This is a genomic window from Flavobacterium sp. FG19 (genome assembly GCF_057809475.1).
Window position 1 is genome coordinate 25,214 of record NZ_JBMDKA010000035.1, and the last position, 22,972, is coordinate 48,185.

The following is a 22,972-nucleotide window of genomic DNA, read 5'->3' on the forward strand; positions in this document are numbered from 1 at the left end:
AATCCCGAAGTTTCGGGGCCAAATCCCAGATTTAGAATTGGATTTTGGAATTTCTGTATTGAAAATTAAAAATTTAATTATTTGCCATGAAAAACATTATTACCCAATTTTCCCGATTATTTGTCGGTGTTTTATTTATCATTTCCGGACTAATAAAACTGAACGATCCTGTTGGTTTTTCTTACAAACTTACAGAGTATTTCAGCGAACCGGTTTTTAATATGCCTTTTTTAGAACCATTGACATTAGGAATGGCTGTTTTTCTGGTTATCCTTGAAGTCGTTTTAGGAGTAATGCTGTTAGTAGGCTACAGAGCCACAATGACCATATGGGCTTTATTGCTTTTAATTGTTTTCTTTACCTTCCTTACCTTCTACTCTGCTTATTTTGATGTAGTCAAAGATTGCGGCTGTTTTGGTGATGCGTTACATTTAACTCCATGGCAGTCTTTCACCAAAGACGTTGTTTTATTGTTCTTTATCCTGATTTTATTCTTTAACCAAAAACTGATCAAACCCTTATTTTCAACACCAAAAACTAATTTTGCAGTTTATGTTAGCGTTGTTTTATGTTCACTTATGGCTGTGTGGGTTTTAAATCATAACCCGATCAAAGATTTCCGTCCGTATAAAGTAGGAACAAACATCGAGAAAGGAATGGAAATTCCGGAAGGAGCGCCAAAGTCAGTTGTAGAAATGATTTTTATTTACAAAGTAAACGGCGTTGACAAAGAATTTACCGAGAAAGATTTAATGAATATCCCTGAAGGTGCCATTTTTGTTGACCGTAAAGACAAAGTGATCACAGAAGGTTATATCCCGCCAATTCATGATTTTACGATGACCAAAGAGGATTCTGATTATAAAGAAGAATTATTAAAAGAACCTAAGTTATTAGTTTTTGTAACGTATGATTTAAGTAAATCAGAACCGGCCGGAATGAAAAAACTGGCTAAAATTACAGCCGATGCCAAAGCAAAAGGATACAAAGTAATTGCCATGACAGCATCGGGCGCTGATGAAATTGCAAAAGCTAAAAAAGAATATGCATTAGATGTAGATTTTTACTTCTGTGATGCAACCACTTTAAAAACTATTGAAAGAGCTAATCCAAGCATTGTAGTAATTCAAAAAGGAACTATAGTTCAAAAATTACATTACAATGATGCTGATGATCTGAAACTGTCAGATGTTGCTTATAGTCTGTAAAAAATACCGGACATACATAAAAAAAACGTCAATATTCTGTATATTGGCGTTTTTTTTTTATCCTTTTCTAACTACAGTAAAAACTTCCTTAATTTAAATAATAATCAAAAAAAGAAACCTTTTTTATGCTGTACACCCAAAGATTATTTGTCACTTTTTTTATTACCATCCTTACTGTTTTTACATCCTTTGGCCAGGAGAAACCATCAAAAGAAAACCAAAGGTATATTTTCTTTCTGCACAATAAATTTATTGAAGAAAATGATTTAAACACTCCACATCCGGAATACGGAAAAGCGGAATACAGTGAAATCTTAGCAGCATTTAGAAAAGATCATTTTACCGTTTTCAGCGAAATCAGAAAGAAAAACACCAATGCTGCTGAATATGCCCAAAAGATCGTAAATCAAATAAAAGATTTACTAAAAAAAGGCATCTCTCCCAACAAAATAACCGTTATAGGAACTTCAAAAGGCGGTTACATTGCTCAATATGTTTCAACTTATCTGGCGAATCCAAACGTGAATTTTGTTTTTATTGGATGTTTTAGAGCTATTGATATTGAAGAAATTCCGGACATTAACTTCTGCGGCAATATTTTAACTATTTATGAAAAATCAGATATTTTTGGTGTTTCAGCTGTTAAACGAAAAGAAACCTCAAAACTACCGGTACACCATTTTAAGGAAATTGAACTCAACACCAATTTAAAACACGGCTTTTTGTTTAAGGCTTTAGACGAATGGATTGTTCCCTCTAAAAAATGGGCAGAGGAAAATTATGAGTTAAACTAGTCGCTGTTTAATAAAGAATTATACATCAGGAATCTTACGATTTTAAAAATAAAGAGGCTTTACTTTAAGCCTCTTTATTTACAATCCGGCTTCTTCAAAATTCAAAAATCCGACGTTTTTTTCCTTAATTTTTTATTATCAGACAAAAAAAAATCCTTTATTTTTTATTCTGTAAAAATACGGTCTGAACAAATACTGAATTTTAGTGCCAACTATTACGATTTCAGTCAGCTTTTTTCAACCAAAAATAACTCTTTTGTTACAAAATAAACGACTCTTCAAATTTTGTTAATCTACATTTCGCTTTCAAATTGTTTGATTAACTTTGTTCGCATTCATTTTAAAAATGACTGCAGAATATAATCTGAAAAGAGGAAGCTTTAATTTCCGCTTACCATAATTTTGATACCTCTATGAAACAAATTGCTTTAGTTGTAATAGCATTTATTACTTTTTCATGTTCGCAAGCTCAAAAAACAGCTTTTTCTAAAGAAGCTTTATCTGAAAAATTATTAGGAACTGATGACAGTCAGACCGCTTTTAAAAACATCTTAAAAAAATACAAAGGAAAAACAGTAGTAATTGAAGTATGGGCTTCATGGTGCGGCGACTGTGTAAAAGCAATGCCAAAAGTAAAAGAACTTCAGGCAAATAATCCTGACGTTTCTTACTTGTTTATTTCTGCTGACAAAACTGCTGACAAGTGGAAAGCCGGTATCGAAAAACATGAATTAAAAGGGGATCACTATATGATGAACGATGGTATGAAAGGTCTTTTTGGAAAAGCAATCGACCTGGACTGGATTCCGAGATATATTATTGTTGATAAAACCGGAAAAATTGTTTTATATCGTGCCATAGAAACTGATTTTGATAAAATCAATGAAACCTTACAAGGATTGAAATAATTTTCAATAGCAATAACAATGTCACAACTCAGTTTTGACATTACTTCATTCAAACAAAAAAATTACAAAGAATAACAAAAACTACCAAAATGAGAAAAACGATTGTTGCAGGAAACTGGAAAATGCATAAAAATGCAGCGCAGACTGAAGAATTATTAAACGAATTAATTGCTAAAATTCCAGCAAAAACAAATGCACAAGTTATTGTTGCGCCAACATTTGTAAACTTACAGGCGGCTGCTTCAAAATTAAAAAATACCACTATCAGTGTTTCTGCTCAAAACGTTCACCAGGCTGAAGGCGGTGCCTTTACAGGTGAAATTTCGGCTGACATGTTAACAAGCATTGGTGTTAATACCGTAATTCTGGGCCACTCTGAACGCAGAGCTATTTTTCACGAATCAGATGCTTTAATCGCAAGCAAAGTAGATACGGCTTTAAAACACGATATGACTGTCATTTTCTGCTTTGGAGAAGAATTAAAAGACCGTCAGTCCGGAAATCATTTTAACATAGTGGAAAACCAGTTACGCGACGGAGTATTCCATATTGCAAAAGAATCCTGGTCTAAAGTTGTTTTAGCTTATGAGCCGGTTTGGGCTATTGGAACCGGAGAAACCGCTTCGCCGGAACAGGCACAGGAAATGCACGAATTCATCAGAGAAACGATCCGTAAAGCTTTTGGAGCTGAAATAGCTGATGAAGTTTCTATTTTATACGGAGGTTCTGTAAAACCTGAAAACGCAAAAGAAATCTTCTCTAAACCAGACGTAGACGGTGGTTTAATTGGAGGTGCTGCTTTAAAAGCAGATGATTTCTTAGCTATTGTTACGGCTATCTAAATCTATTTTTTTCAGCCACAGATTAAAAGGATTCACACAGATTTCTTAAAAAAAAATCCTTTTAATCTTTTTAATCTGTGACTGAACGATATAAAGCGATGTATTAAACATCGCTTTTTTTATGCTTTAAATTATTCTTAAATTATCAATGTTCTTATAGATTTTCAAAGAACTTTTACTTTGTATTCTTACCTTTGCAAAAATTTTTATTTATGTCAAACATCTATTTAGGATATCATTTTACAATTGAACCAAAAGAACTGGGTTCGGAAATTTTAGTGGCCGAACTGGGCGAAAAAGCGTTTGAGAGTTTTACTGAAACAGAAAACGGAATTTCGGCTTTTGTGAAGAAAGATTTATGGGACGAGCATATTCTGGATGATATTTATATTTTACAATCGGAGGAGTTTAAAATTGAATATACCATTGAGGAAATCGACCAGGTAAACTGGAACGAAGAATGGGAAAAAAACTTTGAGCCTATTGATGTAGACGGAAAGTGCCATGTTCGTGCTCCTTTTCATGAAAAAACGGATGCCGAATTTGATATTGTAATTGAACCCAAAATGAGTTTTGGAACGGGGCATCACGAAACAACTCACATGATGATCCAGCATTTACTGGAAATGGACGTAAAAGGACTTAAAACCCTGGATATGGGATGCGGAACTGCTATTCTGGCTATATTAGCTGAAATGAAAGGGGCAGAACCAATTGACGCCATTGATATTGACAACTGGTGTTATTTAAATTCGATTGAAAATGCTGAACGCAATAATTGTAAACATATTTCCGTTTATGAGGGCGATGCTGCTTTACTGGCCGGAAAGAAATACGATTTGATTATTGCCAACATTAACAGAAACATTCTTTTGAACGATATGCAGGCTTATGTTGACAGTTTAAACCCTAAAGGGATTATATTGTTCAGCGGATTTTATGAAGAAGATATTCCGTTTATCGATGCTTCCTGCACTGAAAAAGGGCTAACGTATGTTAAAAAGATACAAAGAAACAACTGGGTTTCATTAAAATACGTAAATTAGTTAGTTAGTAATTACAACAGTACAAAAATTAAAAAAGATGAGTACTAAAGAAAAAGTAAGAGAAAGAGTCCGCGAAAAAGAGGCGATCGTATTCAATAACGAGATCATTGTGTACAACGACGACGTAAACACTTTTGACCACGTAATTGATACGCTGATGCGAGTATGTGACCACACATCTGAACAAGCAGAACAATGTTCCTTAATTGTACATTACAACGGAAAATGCACTGTAAAAACAGGGCCTATCGAAAAATTAAAACCTCAATGTACGCAACTTCTGGAAGCTGGTCTTAGCGCCGAAATTGTTTAATTGACCCATAATTTAAAAAACATTCTAATTTATTTTATATTTGAAATAAATTAGAATGTTTTTTTATGGAAGAATATGGAAAAATATTGATTATTGCAATGCCTGTTTTTTTAGTTCTGATTGTAATTGAAAAACTATACGGCATATACAAAAAAAATGATACTGCTCCTCTAATTGATAGTGTTTCCAGTATTAGTTCCGGCATTACCAACTCTGTTAAAGATGTCCTTGGACTTAGTGTTACTTTCCTCTCCTATGAATGGATGGTTTCTAAAATTGCCCTTTTTCAACAGGAAGCCGGAATCCTTTCCTACATTATTGCCTTTATTGTCATTGACTTTTACGGATACTGGAGTCACAGGCTGGCACACCAAATCAATTTTTTCTGGAACAAACACGCTATTCACCATAGCAGTGAAGAATTTAATCTCGCCTGTGCGCTTCGTCAGCCTGTTGCCAGTTTAGTCAACTTATTTACTTTTCTTCTTATCCCTGCCGCCTTACTTGGTGTTCCTGCTTCTGTTATTGCCATTACCCTCCCGCTCCATTTATTTTTACAGTTTTGGTACCACACCAAACACATTAAAAAAATGGGTTTTATAGAAAATATCTTAGTTACTCCTTCCCATCATCGCGTCCACCATGCTATCAATCCGGAATATTTAGATAAAAACCACTCCCAGATTTTTATTTTCTGGGACAAACTTTTTGGTACTTTTCAGGAAGAACTGGATCATGTTCCTCCTGTTTTTGGAATCACCAGACCAGCACAAACCTGGAATCCCATAAAAATTAACTTTCAGCATTTAAGCCTTTTAATTAAAGATGCCTGGCGTGCTGAAAACTGGAAAGACAAGCTCACCATTTGGTTTAAACCTACCGGATGGAGACCGGAAAATTTTGAAGAAAAATATCCCGTTAACAAGATCGAAAATGTATATGATTTTGAAAAATACGGTACTCAAAATTCTCAGAAACTTATTTACTGGTCGGTTACCCAAATTCTTATTACCCTTTTGTTTGTAAGTTATCTTTTTGATAATATTGCTAAAATTGGCCTGCCTGCTATTTTTGTCTACGGCTTTTTTATTTTCATAACCATTTACAGCAATTCTGAGCTGATGGACAAGAACCCGACTGCCATTTTCTGGGAAGGATTCCGTTTAATGGCTGCAGCAGCAATTATAACATTATATGGTGACTGGTTTGGCTTAAACACTGTTTTTTCATTTAGCAATTATATCATTCTAGGCTATTTAAGCGTTTCTTTTTTAATTACGGTCTACTTTGTAACCATTGACTTCAAAACCTATCAAAACCAAACCATATAATGAAAAATACTCTGTTCTTAAAGATTTATCTGGCGTTCTGCCTTATTTATCTGCTGCTTTTGTATTTAGGATACGAAAGCCTCGACTGTTTTTTAAAACCTGTTTTAATTCCCCTTTTAATCTTGGGAGTTTATTTTTCGGGTACTTTCTCAACAAAAAATCTTCTTTTAACTGCGCTTGTGTTTTCCTGGATCGGAGATGTAGTTTTACTTTTTGCTGATATATCCGAAATCTATTTTATTCTGGGACTGGTTTCTTTTTTGATTTCACACCTCCTTTATTGTATCCTCTTCAACCGACAGATTAAAGGAAAAATGAAAAGAAATGCCATTGTATTTTTAGTCGGGAGTATCGGTATTGCTCTTTATTTAACGGGAATGCTTTTTGTTTTATTTCCTGTTCTGGGTGATTTAAAAATTCCGGTAACGGTTTATGCCAGTGTAATTTCGGTCATGCTTTTATTTGCTTATAACGGGCTGCTGATATGGAAAAAACCAGCGAATCAATATGTTTTTTCGGGGGCTCTTTTTTTTGTGATTTCCGATAGTGTTCTGGCTCTTAACAAGTTTCATACAAAAATTGAAAAAAGCGCACTGATTATTATGCTTACCTACCTTGTGGCACAATATCTGATTGTAATTGGTATTTTAAAACTGAACTCAAAAAAAGAAGTCAAATGATGCGCTGATGCTGCAGCTAAACAAATTACTACAGAATTATTTTCGATTCTTTTCTTTTTGATTTCAAAATTGGTACTAAAAACCTTTTACATTTGTATGACCAAAACAAACCTCAACCATGAAAAAAACAGTTCTTTTCATTATTCTCTTACTAGCCGTAACTTCTTGTATAAGCACTAAATCAACTTTAAAAAATGTCGATAATAATGCTCCTGATTTAGTATTGGGCAAAAACAATACATTTGTAATTTCTTTATTCAGTAAAGACAAAAAGTACGGTTACGACCCTGATTATCCTGTTAATATATTTTTTAGAAATACCCGTGACGAAGCGGCAAACGAAGTTCGTTTTCTGAATGCTCTGGCCGGACCAAACGGAGAAAAAATTACTTATAAACGTCTGGAAACCTGCTGCCCTTTTCCCACCAAAAGAAGCGATATGGGAGCCGGATTTTTAAATGTATATGAATTGACCTGGGAAGGACAAAAAAAACCCGTAACACTGTATTTAAATATTTACGAAAAAGGAATTTTAATGGTTCCGATGGGACTAACCCTCAAAAAGGATTAATATGTTTCAAAAAATATTTATTGGCTTTCTGACACTGTTACTTTTCTGTTCAGGACTTTTTATCTGGGGTTTGTATTTAATGGAAATTGAAGATCATTACGGAGATTTACAGGAGATTTATTTTGAATCTCAAGATGGAGATTTGATCCTGAATAAACAAACCCGAAAATTTGGTATAATTTCTAAAGACTGGAGAAGAGCCAATGTCATCACCAAACAAAATGACACTTTAGACTTGTATGATTTGGTTCGTCAGAATCAATATGAAGTTCTTAGAAGTCAAAAGGATTTTAACCTGAAGGACCTGAGCTTTGAAAAAATTATGGAATTAAAAAGCCAAAAGTCGGTCAAATCCATTATTACCAATTAAAAACAGGCCGTCTCAGGGAATCTGATAACAAAATGACATGATTAAAACCCAATCTGTTTTTATAGTAGTACTGCTTTTATGCTTATTTATTTTCCCTTATCAAATTGTTATTCTGTACCTCAATTCTGACACGGTGTTATCAACGATACCAGGCTGGAGCACTACTATTATTCCGGGGCAGGTTTTTCTTAATTCCGTTAAGTTTCTTACTCTTCTCGGCACTACAATTTGCTCATGGAAACTCTTCAGAATTAAGGATCAGATCATTTTAAAGTCTTTTCTGTTTTATCTTTTACTCACAATTCCTGCACTTATTGCAGGTAGAATTAGTCTTTATGAATTCATTCCGGTTGTCTCTTTAACTTCCGAAAACATCATCAATCGCATTCGGATAATCATTTTTATAAATATCTGTTTCAACATTTTGTTCTTTGTTGGGCAGATCTATTTTTGGAAGCTTTATATTCAATCCAAAAGATCTTTTGATATAAACGATTTAACTTAAATTTTCTTAATTCGATTAAAGACCTCCATTTATTAATAAAAGTGACCAGTATAACAAAAACATGATAAATATCATTTACTACTTTCTTTTGATGTCCTAATATTGCTGCCCACTAGTCAACTATGATTTTAGATCAATTTTCGTAATTCCACTAAAGCCCAGCCCTGATAGAAGCGGAAATCATTTTTTGAGAAAACCTATTTTTTCTGGTCCTTGCAGAGCGGCCAAAGGAAGCTCCTGCAAGGACCAAGAAAAAAAGGATTTGGAGAAAAATATTGAAGCGGATAGCAGGAATAGCTTCATAAAAATTTCTTAAATCTTCATCTCAAACTCATAAATCATGACTACCTTTGCAGTGCAAAAAAATAATTTTATGAACTTACAACATATTCCACAAATTAAGCATACTGACAGCGGAAATTTCTTTTTATTAGCGGGACCCTGCGCTATTGAAGGAGAAGAAATGGCGCTGAGAATTGCTGAAAAATTAGTTGGTATTACCGACAATCTTCAGATCCCTTATGTATTTAAAGGATCTTTTAAAAAAGCAAACCGTTCCCGAATTGACAGTTTCTCCGGAATTGGTGATGAAAAAGCTTTAAAAATTTTAAGAAAAGTATCTGAAACTTTTCATATTCCAACTGTTACCGATATTCATACTAATGAGGATGCTGAAAAAGCGGCTCAATATGTAGACGTTTTGCAGATTCCTGCTTTCTTAGTTCGCCAGACAGATCTTGTTGTAGCTGCCGCTAATACCGGAAAAACAGTAAACCTGAAAAAAGGGCAGTTTATTAGCCCTGAAAGTATGAAACATGCTGTACAAAAAGTACTGGACTGTAATAACGAAAATGTTATGGTTACGGATCGCGGTACTATGTTTGGTTACCAGGATATGATTGTTGACTTTAGAGGGATTCCTACTATGCAGCAATATGCTTCAACGGTTTTAGACGTAACACACTCTTTACAACAGCCCAACCAGACAGCCGGAGTTACAGGCGGAAGACCGGACATGATTGAAACCGTTGCCAAAGCAGGTATTGCTGTAGGTGTTGACGGTATTTTTATTGAAACACATTTTGATCCTGCTAATGCCAAAAGTGATGGTGCTAACATGTTACACTTAGACTATTTTGAAGGTCTAATGAACAAGTTAGTTGCTATTAGAAAAACAATTAACGCATTTTAATTTTATAATACTTAAGTTCTTTGAAAACAAAAATTTTATTTTTCTTACTGATCTGTGTTTCTTTAAACACATTTGCTCAGGAAGAAATACCTGTACAAAAGTATGCCGCTCACAACAAAGGAAAATTCTTTGTAATGTGGGGTGGTAACAGAGAAAGTTACTCAAAATCTGATGTAAATTTCAGAGGTAAAGGTTACAACTTTACGGTTGAAGATATGAGAGCTCATGACAAACCAAAAGGCTGGCATGTAGATTATATCAATCCGGCCAATATGACCATTCCTCAGACTAATTTGAGATTGGGTTATTTTTTTAGTGATCATTACAGCGTTACAATTGGTGTTGACCATATGAAATACGTAATGTCACAGAATCAAATTGCAAAGGTTACCGGAAAAATCGACCTGCCTGAGAATGATCCGGGCTCTATTTACAATGGAGATTACAATAACACTCCTGTAGATATGTCTTTAAATGGAGCTATAGAGGGTGGTTATGACAAAGGTGTAACGAATCCAAATGGTCCTGCTTTTTTAATGTATGAACATACAGATGGTCTGAATTACATTAATACTGAAGTTTCCAGATTTGATGATGTTTCCAAATGGTTTGGTTTGCCTAATATCGATAAAGTACAGATTAACTTAACCGAAGGATTGGGCGCTGGTCTGTTGTATCCAAAAACCAATACGACTCTTTTAGGAAAGGAACGTCATGATGATTTTCATATTTCGGGTTACGGTGTTTCTGCAAAAGCAGGTCTTAACATTACTTTTTTCAAACACTTCTATCTTCAGGGAGAGTTAAAAGGTGGTTACATCAACATGCAGGATATTAAAACAACTGTAAGCAACGACGATAAAGCTTCTCAGCATTTTTATTTCTTTCAGAGAATTATTGCTGTAGGCGGGATCTTTAGAATCTAATACAAGCTCAGAAAATAAGAGTAAAAATAGTTATCATTAATTTGGTAACTATTTTTTTTATCATTTACTTTGCGTCTCAAAGTACTTTAATACTCATTTTATGAAAGGTAAAAAGTTTCTATTTCCGTTAATCACATTCCTCATCAGTTTTGGATGTGCGCTGTTTATTAGTCTGAAGGTTTTTCCTAACAATCCGTTTACCGGAAATAAAGAGGAAAAAGCTATTTTGAGCAAGTATAAAGATGGCGATATTATTTTTCAGACTTCTCAGTCACCTCAATGTGAAGCGGTACGTATTGCCACAAGTTCTAAGTTTTCGCATTGCGGAATCATTTACGATATTAATGGAAAATGGTTTGTTTTTGAGGCGGTTCAGCCCGTAAAACTGACTCCGCTTGAAGATTGGATCAAACATGGAAAAGACAGCAGATATGTGGTTAAAAGACTTAAAAATGATACAGTTCTAAAACCGGAAGTTTTGCAGAAAATGAAAGAATACAGTCAGCAGTTTGATGGTAAAGAATATGATGCTTATTTTGAATGGACAGACGATAGAATTTACTGCTCTGAATTGGTTTGGAAAATCTATAAAAACGCTGCCGGTATTGAAATATCAAAACTTAGAGAAATGAAAGAGTTTAATTTAGAAGATCCAAGGGTTCAAAAAATACTGAAAGAGCGTTATGGAAATGATATTCCGTTAGAAGAAAAAGTCGTTGCTCCTTCTGATCTTGCCGATTCTGATTTATTAAAAACTGTTATAGACACTTACTAAATCACAAAAAGCTGGCGGTATTATTTCCGGCTTTTTTATTTATTAACTTACTTTGAATTTCAAAGAACTTTTTAAAATATAATTTATGAGAAATTATTTGATTGAGAAACTTTATGAATTTTCTAAAAAACCCTATCAGAAATATTTCAGAAAAAATGAACCCTGGAAAATTGAAAAAGCACAATTACTTGATTTCCCGGAAAACAGTTTAGGTTATGGTTTAGGAAATTTTCTATATAAAAATCATTTCGATATTCAGGAAAAACTGGAAGATCACGATATTATTCATGTGCTTACCAATACAGGAGTTTCTGTTTATGAAGAAATCGGAATGCAGTATTATCTGTTTGGAAACGGAAAGAGAAGTTTGTATTTGTATATGGTTATTTTAACGGGAACTCTCTTTTATCTCAAACAATTTTCTTATTTCATACAGCAGTATAAAAGAGGCCGACAAGCGTTTCCGTTTTATTATCTGGACTTTTCTAAAATGCTTTCAATTTCCATTCATTCTATTCAGACAACTTTTAAAATACAACCTTATGAAAACACTATATAATGAACCTTTTGAAGAAAAACAATCCATTGAACTGGCCGTTGGTTCTTTTATTATTACGACAGTCCTCTTCATTTTATACATCATCTCGAATGAAAGTCCTAACGTACTCGTTATTGCATGGCCGTTTGCTTTATCTGCAATACTTGTAAACCTCATCATGTTTGTTCATTTGAGCGATAGATTCATTCATTTACCAAAACAGCGAAAAGAAATTGGAATCAAGATTTTATTATTGCTTTCTAATATTCCAATTACGTTTTTGTATTATTTAATTGTGATGAAGCTTTAAGGACAAATGATGAATTGGTCATTTAATTATCTTAAAATATATGTCGTCCCTCTGGGGCTTTATTAAAACGTGATTATTAAATCCTATAAATATTTCATCCCTCCGGGATTCTTATTTGAAAATAAAAAGACAGTCACAGACAATTTTATAAAGGCATTTTGCTTCAGAGAAGCATAATATTTATAGAATGAGAAATACACAAAATCAAAAAGCTCCAGCGGAGCGACATAATTGTTTTTTGCTTATTTATTTTATTCCTCTAAGATTATTTCTATAAAAAAAATAGGCTGTCACAAAATGACAGCCTATTTTCTATATCGATTTTAAAAATCTTAGTTTGCTTTTGGCAATTCGATTCCGTTTTGGTCAATTAAATACATCAAAGAAGTCATGGTTGCAGCGCCCAATTCTAATTCTCTTTTGTTAATTGCATCAAATTTATCATTTGCTGCGTGGTGGTAATCAAAGTAACGTTGTGAATCCGGTTTTAAACCTGCTTTCACAATTGCCTTAGAAGTTAAATGACTAATATCTGAACCTGCATGGCCAATGGTAAAACTGTGTACTAAATAAGGCTCAAAAAAGTCTTTAAATCCTTGTATTTTTTTCAGATTGGCATCATCTGCTTCAATTGAAAATCCTCTTGGAGAAAATCCTCCCGAATCACTTTCTAAAGCAAAAATATGGTTCTCGTTCTTTTGTTTGGAAACTTCTTCGTATTTAGCACCTCCGCGTCCTCCGTTTTCTTCATTCATAAACAATACAACACGAATTGTATTTTTAGGTTTGTAGTTTAAGTTTTTCAAAATACGGATGGCTTCCATACTCTGCACTACTCCTGCGCCGTCGTCATGAGAACCATCAGCCAAGTCCCAGGAATCTAAGTGACCGCCTACTACCATAATATTTTCCGGTGTTACCGTTCCGGTAAGTTCACCAACTACGTTGTATGACAAAGCATCCGGCAGCGTTTCACAGGATTGTTTAAAATAGAATTTTAAAGCTGGATTTCTTCTCAACGATTTACTTAACAATTCTGCACCATTTGTACTGATTGCTGCTGTTGGGATATATTGTTCTTTTGGTAAATCACCATAACTCTGATTTCCTGTATGCGGGAAATCGTCTAAGCGAAGGTTCATAGAACGTACAATAGTTCCAACTGCTCCTAACTTTGCGGCTTCTTTTGCACCGGCATATCTTTGGTCAACACAGGCACCGTAAGAAGTAAAGGTTTCAATATTTTCAGGATCCATTGGTCGGTTATAAAACACAATTTTTCCTTTTACTTTATCCGCTCCAAGTTCATTAAGTTCTTTTATTCCCTTAACTTCGATTACTTCAGCCGTAAGGCCTGTTTTTGGAGTGGCAACAGAAGCTCCTAAAGCGCAGATCGGCACTGTTGTTTTTACTTTTCCGTCTAAAATATAAGCAGTTTCTTTTTCGCCGCGAACCCAGTGAGGTACCATTACTTCCTGCAAATACACTTTGTCAAGACCTATATTTTCTAATTGTCTTTTCGTATACTCTACTGCTTCTGCAGCACCTTTTGAACCGGATAAACGAGGTCCGATATCATTGGACAAGTATTCTAACCATGAATAACACTTTGCTTCGGTCAGGGCCTTTTTATAGAATAATTTAATGTTTTTTTCATCATTTGTCTGAGCAAAAGATGCGGTCAATCCGTTTATAACTAGGGCAGTTAAAAGAATCGTCTTTTTCATAATTTTAATACCTTTTTGGGTTATGCTTTTTTGGGCTTATCTCACAAAGAAACAAAAAATCTGTAGAAATGTCAGGTTTTTTCCTCAGCCTTTTTATGAAAAAAGCCCTAATTACAAATTCTTCAATTTGCAGTCAGGGCTTTTGTAAATTCAGTAATTAAAAATTACTTTACTTCGATAATCTTATTTTTTAAACCGATTCCGTTTTCGTTAAAGGCTTCAATTGTAAAATAATACTTTGTTCCTTTATCGAGACCTCTGAAATCATATGTATTTTCTCCGTAAACCATAATACTGTTATAAAGTTTATCAGGAGCAATTCCGTAATAAATAGTATATCCTGCGGCATCACTTTGTTTTTTCCATGAAATCATAGCATTTCGGGAATCCGCTTTGTTCCGGTCTACTTTAAAAGAAGAAACCGCTTTTGGTTTTTCGGCCAGTCCGTTTCCAAAAACCCTGAAATCTGAAATCGCAAATAATCCGGATGCATTGTGGATATTTTCCATTTTGATATAACGGGCTTTAAACGGTTTTGCAAGCTCAACATAGTCATGCGGAGCGTCTTTATCGTTTTTAGATTTATCTACAACCAGCGTCCAGTTTTGGGCATCATCTGACATATAAATTTTGTACTGATAATAAATATCCATGGCTTTATTGTACTGTGTGGCTTTATGATCGGCATAATTAATCTGTAAGGCCTTTATTTCCATCGGTCTTCCTAAATCCATCTGAAGCCATTCTCCCGGATTACTGGTTTTAGCCGACCAGTAAGTCTGAATGTTTTCATCGGTTAAATTTTCAGGTCCGTAACAGAATTTCTCGTATACTTTTTTTCCGCCATTGTCCATTCGGTGTGTTTCCACTTCCATACAGTCTTCAGACGAAGAAACCGTAACAGGTTTTTTGTACGAAAGCAGCATCCAGCCTGCAGAAGCTCCTTTAGTCTGGTCACGCTGGCCTGTTGGCAGTACAATTGGAAAATCGCCGTAAGACGTAATCGAATACATCACATCATCTTTATCAAATCCCGCAGGAAACATATCAATACGGCGTTCAAAACGGTCTTTAATAGAGATTTTACAGGTTCCGGTGTTCCAGTAATTGCCATAATTATCGGCAAAAGTATTTCCGTGTCCGGCTCCAATTACAAACCCTCCCGGTTTATAGGACATTGGATTGTGCTTTTGATAAATAAACGGCCCTAATGGATTATCTCCCACATGAACACCATTGGCATATCCTTTAAATTCAGTTGCCGGTGCACCGTACTGCATATAGTATTTTCCGTTGTGTTTGGTCATCCAGGCGCCTTCAATAAAGTTTCCCCAGGGCGCAGGCTCCATATCATTATTAGGCCCAAACCGTTCCCAGCCATGAGCTGAAGGTTCAAGAATGGCAACTTCTTTGATCTGTCCGTAAGTTTTTTGAATATCTTCAACTTCTGTTGCTTTGTATAAAGCAGCATAATCCGCCTGATTTCCTTTTGGAAGCCAGGTATTATAATCCACCTCAACACCTACCAAAGGCAGTTTTCCGCTGGAACCGTAATACATGTATACCTTTTTATCATCGTCCTGAAAAATAGCCGGATCCCAGGTTGGCAGCATGGCTTTGTCTACATGGCGTGTCCATCTTCCTGATTTTGGATCGGCAGTTTTCCAGATCGGGTGGTCTCTTTTCCAGGTTGAACCTACGTAAAACAAAGTGTCGTTTACTACCCATGCCGCAGGCGCACACTGATCATCGTCGCCCGGCTGCCTTTGAAAACTTCCGTATACAAAATTCCAGTCTGACATATCTTTACTCCAAAAAAATCCGGCCTGATTGGTCGCAAATAAATAGTACTCGCCTTTGTAAGTAATGATTACCGGATCGGCACTGGAACGGCGCGATTCCGGAATTCCGTTATGATTGTGGGTCGTATAATTGTAGCCAATATTGATTGGGTTACAATAGGTCGTGGCCGGTCTGGCAGGATCAAACCATTCTGTTTTACCTGAATTGGCTTTGTTTTGTGCCTCAATGCTGCTGCAGAGTGCAGTGCATAGAATAACCGGCAGCATGAGCTGTTTATATAATTTTTTCATGATAAAAGAGTATTAGATAAAGTCGAAAAAGGTTATTTTTTAATTTGTACTCTTTCGCTTAAAAGTTCGGGTTCGTTTGTAGTGATATAATTGAATTTATGTTCTATAATCCAGTCCATATCTGAAGCTTCGTTTACTGTCCAGGCATTCAAAATAACCTTGTTTTCCTTTGCTTCTTTAATCCATTCCGGGTGTTTTTTAAAAACGGAATAATGATAATCAACTCCGTTGATCTGATCGTTTTTTACTTCCTTCGGCGATTTATTGCCTTCCAGATACTGCAGAGAAGTTTTAGAATCTATTGTTCTGATTTGTTTTAAAATCTCATAATCAAAACTGATATAACAGGTATTTTTATCGGCTTTCAGTTTCTTAATCATCTCGACAGCCATTACAGCGGTCTTTTTCCCTCGGTCCTTACTGATTTCCGAAGGTTTGATTTCGCAGACCAAAAGCGTTTGTTTGTTTTTTTTTTTGCCTTCTGTAATATATTCGTGTAAAGTAGGCAGTTTCTCTCCGTTTGAAAGTTTGAATTTTATTAAATCAGCATAAGCAGTTTCTTCAATAAGCAGCTTGTTATAATGTGCATCGTGATTAATGATAAGCGAATCATCGGCAGTTCTCCAAACGTCAAATTCAGAACCAGGCAATTTTAAATCAATAGCATGTCTTAATGATGCGATAGAATTTTCGGGCAGATTATTCTTTTCCCACGCACCTCTGTGGGCTACAATTGCATTTTGTTTTGTACAGCAGGAAGAGAAAAGAATAACAGCCGGCAAAAAGCTGATAAGGCGGTATATTTTAGAAATATTCATAATAAACGTAATTACAAAGAGGCTTCTTAGTTTAAAAAAAAGCCCTCCATACGAAGGGCTTTTAACTAATCAATAAACCAACTATTTAGTTAACTCAAAACTAACTTTCTTGTCGGCAGCTGAATTTCCTCCAACGAAAATATCAAACTGTCCAGGCTCTGCTGCAAATTGTAAATCAGAGTTATAAAATTTTAAATCTTCAACCGTAATGTCAAAAGTTACGGTTTGTTTTTCACCTTTTTTAAGTGTTATTTTCTGAAAACCTTTTAATTCTCTAACTGGTCTTGTTACTGAACCAACTACATCTCTAATGTATAACTGAACTGTTTCTTTTCCGTCAAAATCTCCGGTATTGGCTACATCAACTGTTACTTTCAATTTTCCGCTGAAGTTCATTTTATCAGCAGAAATTTTCAAATTTGAATAATCAAAAGCGGTATAACTTAAACCGAATCCAAATGGGAATAAAGGTTCATTTCTTTCATCAATATAATTTGATCTGAATTTTTCGAATTTACCTTCGGTATTAGAAAGCGGTCTTCCTGTATTTTTATGTGCGTAGTAAATTGGTAACTGTCCAACACTTCTTGGGAAAGTTGATGTTAATTTTCCTGAAGGGTTTACATCTCCAAATAAAACATCTGCAATGGCATATCCTGCTTCTGTTCCGGCAAACCAGGCATTTAAAATGGCCGGAACTGTTTTTTCTTCTTCTGTAATTACTAACGGACGACCGTCAAATAATACTACAACAACCGGTTTTCCTGTTTTTAACAATGCATTTAAAAGATCTTTTTGTGCCTGAGGAATTTCTAAGTTGGTACGACTGCTGGATTCACCGCTCATTTCAGCTGATTCTCCAAGAGCTGCTACAATTACATCTGACTGCTGGGCCACTTTTAATGCTTCTGCCAGTAATTCTTCTTTTGAACGTGAATCACGGTGTAATGTTTTTCCAAACATGGTAGCATTGGTTTCAAAAGTTTCATCGTAATCTAAATTACTTCCTTTAGCATACAATACTTTTGTTGAAGCTCCTGCTACTTCTTTGATTCCGGCTAATAAAGACACGGCATTTTCCATTTTAGTAGCTACACTCCAGGTTCCCGGCATGTTTTCTTTGGCATCAGCTAATGGCCCGATAAGCGCAATAGTTCCTGATTTTTTAAGAGGTAAAAGCTGGTTTTGGTTTTTTAACAATACTAAAGACTGTGCAGCAATCTGACGAGCTTCTTTTCGGCTGTCTGCTGTAAAAATTTCTGTTTTTGCTCTTTTTTCATCGCAGTATTTGTAAGGGTCCTGGAATAAGCCTAAATCGTATTTGGCTTCCAGAATAAGTCTTACGGCATTGTCAATCGTTTCGATTGTAACTCTTTTCTCTTCTAAAGATTTTTTCAAAGTGCCTAAGAAACCTTCTCCAACCATATCCATTTCAACCCCGGCATTTAAAGCTAAAGCCGAAACGTCCTGAAGATTCCCCATTCCGTGTTCGATCATTTCAGGAATTCCGGTATAATCTGTCACTACAAATCCTTTGAAACCCCATTGTTTTCTTAATACATCGGTCATTAACCATTTACTTCCGGTTGCCGGGATTCCGTCAACTTCATTAAAAGATGCCATTACAGAACCTACTCCGGCATCAACTGCCGCTTTGTAAGGAGGGAAATAATCATTAAACATTCTGATATGACTCATGTCTACTGTGTTGTAATCACGGCCTGCTTCAGGAGCACCGTATAATGCAAAATGTTTTACACAGGCTAAAATGGAGTTGTTTTTTGAAAGGTCGTGCTGCTGGTACCCGTTAACCATTGCTTTTGCAATCTGGCTTCCCAAATACGGATCTTCTCCTGAACCTTCAGAAACTCTTCCCCAGCGAGGATCACGGGAAACGTCAACCATTGGCGAAAAAGTCCAGTTGATTCCGTCTGCACTGGCTTCTTTTGCTGCAATTTGTGCACTTCTTTCAATTAAAGCCATGTCCCATGTACAGGATAATCCTAACGGAATTGGAAAGGTTGTTTCGTAACCGTGGATAACGTCCATACCAAAGAGCAGCGGAATTTTTAAACGGCTCTTTTCAACGGCAATTTTTTGTACTTCTTTAATTTTTTGTACTGATTTTATATTGAATAAACCGCCTACTTTTCCTTCTGCAATATTTTTTGCCACATTAGAGCTGTTTCCCTGCCCTGTTGTAATATCACCGGATGTTGGTAAATTTAACTGTCCTAATTTCTCGTCTAATGTCATTTTTGACATCAATTCTGCTACAAACTCCGACTTAGGTTTAATCTTTACTGTACTCTTTGTGCTCTTTTTTTGAGCGTAACCCAAAACAGCACATCCTAAAAAAAGTAAGACTAATTTGTTTTTCATTCTAATTTGATTTTATTTATTTGTTCGTATTTGATTTGATCTGTTTAAACATCCAGTCATAAATTTCCGGGTTATCGTAAACCCTTGTCCAGCTGTCATGTCCCGCATCATCAAAAATGGTCAGCTTTACATCTTTAGCATTACATTTTTTTAATTCCCTGTATACGTTTACGGCATAATCTACACTAACTACATCATCTTGTAAACCGTGAAAAATCCGGGTTGGAATGGCTGCAATTTTGCACACACTTTCTAACTGAATTAAATCGACAAAACCTGAAATTGGAACAATTGCCGCAAATTTATCAGGATACGAAAGTGCCAGATTCCAGGCTGCCCATCCACCGGAACTTAAACCAGTAACGTATATTCTGTCCGGATCAATTTTGTTTTCTTTCTGAACTTTTAAAATGAGTTCATAAATCGATTCAATACTCCAGTTTTCATCTTCCTTACACTGCGGGGCTACAACATAAGCATCTAATGTATGTGTCTTAAGATATTTTAAAGGTCCATGAATTTTTACTTTTTCAATATCTGTTCCCTTTTCGCCATCACCGGAAATAAAAACGATTAAAGGTTTTTTCTCTTTTGTATTAGCCGGTTTATGCAATGAGTAGCCTAATTCATAATTAGTTACAATAACTGTCTTTATTTTCCCGTTTATTTCGCTTTGCGCAAAACCAAAAAACGATGTAAGCAGTACCAGTAAAGCTAATTTATACCTGATCATAACCGTATCTTAAATCCCGTATTTACCTGATTTAAATCCAAGTTTTGTTAATCCTTGTTTCACCTCAGGCGCATTCATAAATAATTTCCATAATAAACCTGTACGGTAATTTTCGAGCATCACTGCTTCCGGTCCCTGATCAATAGCCAGATAGCGTTTTGCGACCCAGTTATTCCCTAAACTCAAAGCATCGTAAAAACCGGCATAACCCCAGGTTTCTACTTTATGATTTTCATAAAGGTTCCTCATTAAAGCAATTGATTCTTTCGGTGTATATACTATAGAACTGATTGCTGCCGTTGGCGAAATTACGCCCTGGTCATTGCTTGGCATGTGTGCATTGTAACCTATCGAACCGTCCTCGTTTCTGGAATAAGAGGCCGTTAATCCCCAATAATCTTTCCCGTAGTCTTTATATTTCTTTGGATTTTTTACACAATACTCATAATTGATTTTAGTCTGGTTTACATTCAGATCCCAGTAATTGGCATATTTATCACTTAATTGATTCGGATCTAAACCTACATAAGAATAATGCGCCCAGAATAAAGGCCCGCCAAAATCTTCGGCTCCATTGTGTTTTAAGATCAGTGGAATATTGTATTGGGTTTTAGATGAAACTATACCGCCGCTTCTGGCCCAGCCTTCATGATAAGCCTTAGCATCGATTGTATGTGTTGGTGAAGAAGCTGCCATGACATAGGTAATCAGACATTCGTTGTAACCTTGTAATGGAAAATTCATTTCCCAGGCATAATTAGGTGACCAGTGCCAGTACAGAACATTTTTATTGTTGGTGTACCACTGCCAGTCTACCCCTTTCCAAAGTGCATCGTATTTTTGAGCCACTGCTTTTTCTTTTTCAGAGCCGTCTTTAAGATATTCACGAACGGTAATCATTCCTGCAACCAAAAATGAGGTTTCGACTAAATCGCCTCCGTTATCCTTGGTTCCAAAAGGTTTTACCTTTCCTGTATTTCCGTCAATCCAATGTGACCATGCTCCATGAAAACGATCTGCTTTGTCTAAAAAATCTGCTATTTTGTTAAGTCTTTCAACACCTTGTTCTTTTGTAATATAACCTTGCGACATTCCTGAAACAAGGGCCATTAACCCAAATCCTGAACCTCCTGTAGTAACAATATTAGAATCGTTTTCAGGATAATTCCCGTCTGGATGGTAACGTTCTCTTGCTAATCCGGAATTAGGTTCTGCATAATCCCAGAAGTATTTAAAAGTTTGTTTCTGAACAGCATCAATAAGCTGTTCGTCTGTTAATGCAGCCGGTGTAGTATTATTTTCCTGTGCATCCTTTGATTTGTCTGCATTGGAGCCACAGCTAAAAACAGCAAAAGCTAAAAATAAAACTGAAATTCGAATCATTATAAAAAATTAAATATTGAAAAAAGAATCACTTCCCTCAGAAACCTGAAGGAAGTGATTTTAAGTTTTTGATTAATAACCAGGGTTTTGATCTGATAAACCATCAGCCTGAAGAATGAATGATGCCGGAATAGGGAATAATTCATTTTTACCTTCTGTAAACACTTTTCCGTCTGCTTCAAAAGCGGCTTTAGCCTGTCCTGTTCTTACCAGGTCAAAGAATCTGTCGAACTCAAAAGCTAGTTCTACTCTTCTTTCTTTCCAGATTGCTGTTCTAACATCTGCCTGAGAAACTGCAGGAGTATCACCTAATCCAGCTCTGTGTCTGATTTGGTTTAATAACGGAATAGCTTCTGAAGTTTGTCCTAATTCATTTAAAGCTTCCGCTTTCATTAAAAGTACTTCACCATATCTTAAATATTTGATATTGGCATCGGTTTCCCATGCATCAGTGTATGAAGAAGAATAAGCTTTAAAATTATACATTGGGTTTTCAACTGTTTCAGGTACAACTCTTCCATCGTATAAAGTCGAATTTCTAAAAATAATGGTAGCGTCTTTTCTAACATCTCCAGTTTCGTATGCATTTAATAAACTTTGTGACGGAACATTGAATCCCCATCCCCATCCTCCGGCACCACGAGCACCCTGAGTGTTTGAGTATCCTGCAATTCCTTTAGTCGGTACTGCACCGTTTCCGTTTATTTCGAAAATAGATTCCACATCGTTTTCACCTTCCAGTCTAAACATTTTAGCATAACTTGGATTAAGGCTGTAACCTGTAATTAAATTACAATTGTCCACCACTTTCTGCCAGTTTTTCTGATACAGGTTTACTTTTGCTAACAATGCATAAGCAGCTCCTTTTGATGCTCTTGCTTTTTCATCAGCAGCATAAGCTGATCTGTTTGGTAAAACAGCAATGGCTTCTTCTAAATCTTTTTCAATAAAAGCATATACCTCTGCAGCAGTTCTTCGGGTCAAAAGCATCTTTTTATCTTCTTCAGATGTTGGATTTTGTAAACGATCTACAATAGGTACTCCTCCGTAACATTTTACCAGAGTAAAATACATGAAAGCTCTTAAAAATTTAGCTTCTCCCATTAATCTTTCTCTTAATGCCGAATTCGCTTTATCCAATTTTGGAATCATCTCCAAAGCCTGGTTACATCTGTTAATACCGTCATACTGAGCGACAAAAGTACTCTCAGCAGATGGATTTGATGCGTTATAGGTTAAGGCATCCAAAACATCTTTGTCTGTTCCGGTATCTCCGGGAGAAGAACCTTTATCAGCATCATCTGAAGTAATACTGGCTAAACCAATCCAGCCAAATGAACTCATATCCCAATCCAGAAATTTACTGTAAATTGAAGTAACAAATGTTTTAGCCCCACTATCGGTATTGTATAACTCAACGTCTGATGTTGGAATAGCTTGTGTTGAATCAACATCTAAAAAATCATCTGCGCATCCTGTAAAGAATAATGCTGACAGAGCAAACATTGATATATATATCTTTTTCAT

General features: G+C 35.6%; 22 protein-coding genes. 15 read left to right on the plus strand and 7 right to left on the minus strand.

The features are described from left to right. Positions 1 to 86 precede the first annotated feature (86 nt). From ACODST_RS24470 to ACODST_RS24540, 15 genes are all read left to right on the plus strand, one after another. Positions 87 to 1,208, plus strand: a complete 1,122-nt coding sequence (locus ACODST_RS24470) for a BT_3928 family protein (RefSeq protein ID WP_488934715.1) — start codon at positions 87 to 89, stop codon at positions 1,206 to 1,208. A gap of 125 nt (positions 1,209 to 1,333) precedes the next feature. After that, complete coding sequence (locus ACODST_RS24475; RefSeq protein ID WP_488934716.1) at positions 1,334 to 2,002, plus strand: alpha/beta hydrolase; 669 nt, start codon at positions 1,334 to 1,336, stop codon at positions 2,000 to 2,002. 413 nt (positions 2,003 to 2,415) lie between these two features. Further along, positions 2,416 to 2,910, plus strand: a complete 495-nt coding sequence (locus ACODST_RS24480; RefSeq protein ID WP_488934717.1) for a TlpA family protein disulfide reductase — start codon at positions 2,416 to 2,418, stop codon at positions 2,908 to 2,910. 89 nt (positions 2,911 to 2,999) lie between these two features. Continuing rightward, a complete protein-coding gene (tpiA, locus tag ACODST_RS24485) occupies positions 3,000 to 3,752 on the plus strand; it encodes a triose-phosphate isomerase (RefSeq protein WP_488934718.1) in 753 nt (250 codons plus the stop codon). A 212-nt stretch (positions 3,753 to 3,964) separates the two neighbouring features. After that, complete coding sequence (gene prmA / locus ACODST_RS24490) at positions 3,965 to 4,798, plus strand: 50S ribosomal protein L11 methyltransferase (protein ID WP_488934719.1); 834 nt, start codon at positions 3,965 to 3,967, stop codon at positions 4,796 to 4,798. Positions 4,799 to 4,835: 37 nt separating this feature from the next. Continuing rightward, entirely contained in the window at positions 4,836 to 5,111 is a 276-nt protein-coding gene (locus tag ACODST_RS24495; RefSeq protein ID WP_488934720.1) for an ATP-dependent Clp protease adaptor ClpS, read from the plus strand. Positions 5,112 to 5,176: 65 nt separating this feature from the next. Further along, positions 5,177 to 6,442: a sterol desaturase family protein gene (locus ACODST_RS24500; protein WP_488934721.1), complete on the plus strand. Its 1,266-nt coding sequence runs from the start codon at positions 5,177 to 5,179 to the stop codon at positions 6,440 to 6,442. Continuing rightward, the gene (locus ACODST_RS24505; protein WP_488934722.1) at positions 6,442 to 7,122 is read left to right on the plus strand and encodes a lysoplasmalogenase; all 681 of its coding nucleotides are present in this window, start codon (positions 6,442 to 6,444) and stop codon (positions 7,120 to 7,122) included. The genes ACODST_RS24500 and ACODST_RS24505 overlap by 1 nt, the downstream gene beginning before the upstream one ends. Positions 7,123 to 7,240: 118 nt before the next feature. Beyond that, positions 7,241 to 7,693, plus strand: coding sequence for a 2-dehydro-3-deoxyphosphooctonate aldolase (locus tag ACODST_RS24510; protein ID WP_488934723.1), 453 nt, complete (start codon positions 7,241 to 7,243; stop codon positions 7,691 to 7,693). A gap of 1 nt (position 7,694) precedes the next feature. Further along, a complete protein-coding gene (locus tag ACODST_RS24515; RefSeq protein ID WP_488934724.1) occupies positions 7,695 to 8,063 on the plus strand; it encodes a hypothetical protein in 369 nt (122 codons plus the stop codon). 878 nt (positions 8,064 to 8,941) lie between these two features. After that, positions 8,942 to 9,760, plus strand: coding sequence for a 3-deoxy-8-phosphooctulonate synthase (gene kdsA / locus ACODST_RS24520; protein ID WP_488934725.1), 819 nt, complete (start codon positions 8,942 to 8,944; stop codon positions 9,758 to 9,760). Between the two features lie 20 nt (positions 9,761 to 9,780). Next, positions 9,781 to 10,686, plus strand: coding sequence for a hypothetical protein (locus ACODST_RS24525; RefSeq protein ID WP_488934726.1), 906 nt, complete (start codon positions 9,781 to 9,783; stop codon positions 10,684 to 10,686). A 100-nt stretch (positions 10,687 to 10,786) separates the two neighbouring features. Beyond that, positions 10,787 to 11,461: a YiiX family permuted papain-like enzyme gene (locus ACODST_RS24530; protein WP_488934727.1), complete on the plus strand. Its 675-nt coding sequence runs from the start codon at positions 10,787 to 10,789 to the stop codon at positions 11,459 to 11,461. Positions 11,462 to 11,546: 85 nt separating this feature from the next. Next, a complete protein-coding gene (locus tag ACODST_RS24535) occupies positions 11,547 to 12,020 on the plus strand; it encodes a hypothetical protein (RefSeq protein WP_488934728.1) in 474 nt (157 codons plus the stop codon). Further along, entirely contained in the window at positions 12,004 to 12,309 is a 306-nt protein-coding gene (locus ACODST_RS24540; protein ID WP_488934729.1) for a hypothetical protein, read from the plus strand. The genes ACODST_RS24535 and ACODST_RS24540 overlap by 17 nt, the downstream gene beginning before the upstream one ends. Before the next feature lie 332 nt (positions 12,310 to 12,641). On the opposite strand, the gene ACODST_RS24545 is transcribed toward ACODST_RS24540, so the two are convergent. The 7 genes from ACODST_RS24545 to ACODST_RS24575 all read right to left on the minus strand — a co-directional run bounded on the left by ACODST_RS24545 (position 12,642) and on the right by ACODST_RS24575 (position 22,972). After that, positions 12,642 to 14,036 (minus strand): M20/M25/M40 family metallo-hydrolase, encoded by a 1,395-nt coding sequence (locus tag ACODST_RS24545; RefSeq protein WP_488934730.1) that lies wholly within the window; start codon positions 14,034 to 14,036, stop codon positions 12,642 to 12,644. A 164-nt stretch (positions 14,037 to 14,200) separates the two neighbouring features. Further along, positions 14,201 to 16,129, minus strand: coding sequence for a discoidin domain-containing protein (locus ACODST_RS24550; RefSeq protein WP_488934731.1), 1,929 nt, complete (start codon positions 16,127 to 16,129; stop codon positions 14,201 to 14,203). A gap of 32 nt (positions 16,130 to 16,161) precedes the next feature. Beyond that, entirely contained in the window at positions 16,162 to 16,947 is a 786-nt protein-coding gene (locus ACODST_RS24555) for a glycerophosphodiester phosphodiesterase family protein (protein ID WP_488934732.1), read from the minus strand. Between the two features lie 81 nt (positions 16,948 to 17,028). Beyond that, entirely contained in the window at positions 17,029 to 19,329 is a 2,301-nt protein-coding gene (bglX, locus tag ACODST_RS24560; RefSeq protein WP_488934733.1) for a beta-glucosidase BglX, read from the minus strand. A gap of 16 nt (positions 19,330 to 19,345) precedes the next feature. Next, the gene (locus ACODST_RS24565) at positions 19,346 to 20,062 is read right to left on the minus strand and encodes a carboxylesterase family protein (RefSeq protein WP_488934734.1); all 717 of its coding nucleotides are present in this window, start codon (positions 20,060 to 20,062) and stop codon (positions 19,346 to 19,348) included. A 9-nt stretch (positions 20,063 to 20,071) separates the two neighbouring features. Continuing rightward, positions 20,072 to 21,445, minus strand: a complete 1,374-nt coding sequence (locus ACODST_RS24570) for a glucoamylase family protein (RefSeq protein WP_488934735.1) — start codon at positions 21,443 to 21,445, stop codon at positions 20,072 to 20,074. A gap of 72 nt (positions 21,446 to 21,517) precedes the next feature. Further along, positions 21,518 to 22,972, minus strand: coding sequence for a RagB/SusD family nutrient uptake outer membrane protein (locus ACODST_RS24575; protein ID WP_488934736.1), 1,455 nt, complete (start codon positions 22,970 to 22,972; stop codon positions 21,518 to 21,520).

Coding starts and splice junctions, on each gene's coding strand:
- bglX (WP_488934733.1), bottom strand. CDS start 19,329: ATGAAAAACAAATTAGTCTTACTTTTTTTAGGATGTGCTGTTTTGGGT.
- tpiA (WP_488934718.1), top strand. CDS start 3,000: ATGAGAAAAACGATTGTTGCAGGAAACTGGAAAATGCATAAAAATGCA.
- ACODST_RS24515 (WP_488934724.1), top strand. CDS start 7,695: ATGTTTCAAAAAATATTTATTGGCTTTCTGACACTGTTACTTTTCTGT.
- ACODST_RS24575 (WP_488934736.1), bottom strand. CDS start 22,972: ATGAAAAAGATATATATATCAATGTTTGCTCTGTCAGCATTATTCTTT.
- ACODST_RS24475 (WP_488934716.1), top strand. CDS start 1,334: ATGCTGTACACCCAAAGATTATTTGTCACTTTTTTTATTACCATCCTT.
- ACODST_RS24550 (WP_488934731.1), bottom strand. CDS start 16,129: ATGAAAAAATTATATAAACAGCTCATGCTGCCGGTTATTCTATGCACT.
- ACODST_RS24545 (WP_488934730.1), bottom strand. CDS start 14,036: ATGAAAAAGACGATTCTTTTAACTGCCCTAGTTATAAACGGATTGACC.
- ACODST_RS24505 (WP_488934722.1), top strand. CDS start 6,442: ATGAAAAATACTCTGTTCTTAAAGATTTATCTGGCGTTCTGCCTTATT.
- ACODST_RS24470 (WP_488934715.1), top strand. CDS start 87: ATGAAAAACATTATTACCCAATTTTCCCGATTATTTGTCGGTGTTTTA.
- ACODST_RS24510 (WP_488934723.1), top strand. CDS start 7,241: ATGAAAAAAACAGTTCTTTTCATTATTCTCTTACTAGCCGTAACTTCT.
- ACODST_RS24495 (WP_488934720.1), top strand. CDS start 4,836: ATGAGTACTAAAGAAAAAGTAAGAGAAAGAGTCCGCGAAAAAGAGGCG.
- ACODST_RS24555 (WP_488934732.1), bottom strand. CDS start 16,947: ATGAATATTTCTAAAATATACCGCCTTATCAGCTTTTTGCCGGCTGTT.
- ACODST_RS24535 (WP_488934728.1), top strand. CDS start 11,547: ATGAGAAATTATTTGATTGAGAAACTTTATGAATTTTCTAAAAAACCC.
- ACODST_RS24480 (WP_488934717.1), top strand. CDS start 2,416: ATGAAACAAATTGCTTTAGTTGTAATAGCATTTATTACTTTTTCATGT.
- kdsA (WP_488934725.1), top strand. CDS start 8,942: ATGAACTTACAACATATTCCACAAATTAAGCATACTGACAGCGGAAAT.
- ACODST_RS24530 (WP_488934727.1), top strand. CDS start 10,787: ATGAAAGGTAAAAAGTTTCTATTTCCGTTAATCACATTCCTCATCAGT.
- ACODST_RS24500 (WP_488934721.1), top strand. CDS start 5,177: ATGGAAGAATATGGAAAAATATTGATTATTGCAATGCCTGTTTTTTTA.
- ACODST_RS24565 (WP_488934734.1), bottom strand. CDS start 20,062: ATGATCAGGTATAAATTAGCTTTACTGGTACTGCTTACATCGTTTTTT.
- ACODST_RS24540 (WP_488934729.1), top strand. CDS start 12,004: ATGAAAACACTATATAATGAACCTTTTGAAGAAAAACAATCCATTGAA.
- prmA (WP_488934719.1), top strand. CDS start 3,965: ATGTCAAACATCTATTTAGGATATCATTTTACAATTGAACCAAAAGAA.
- ACODST_RS24570 (WP_488934735.1), bottom strand. CDS start 21,445: ATGATTCGAATTTCAGTTTTATTTTTAGCTTTTGCTGTTTTTAGCTGT.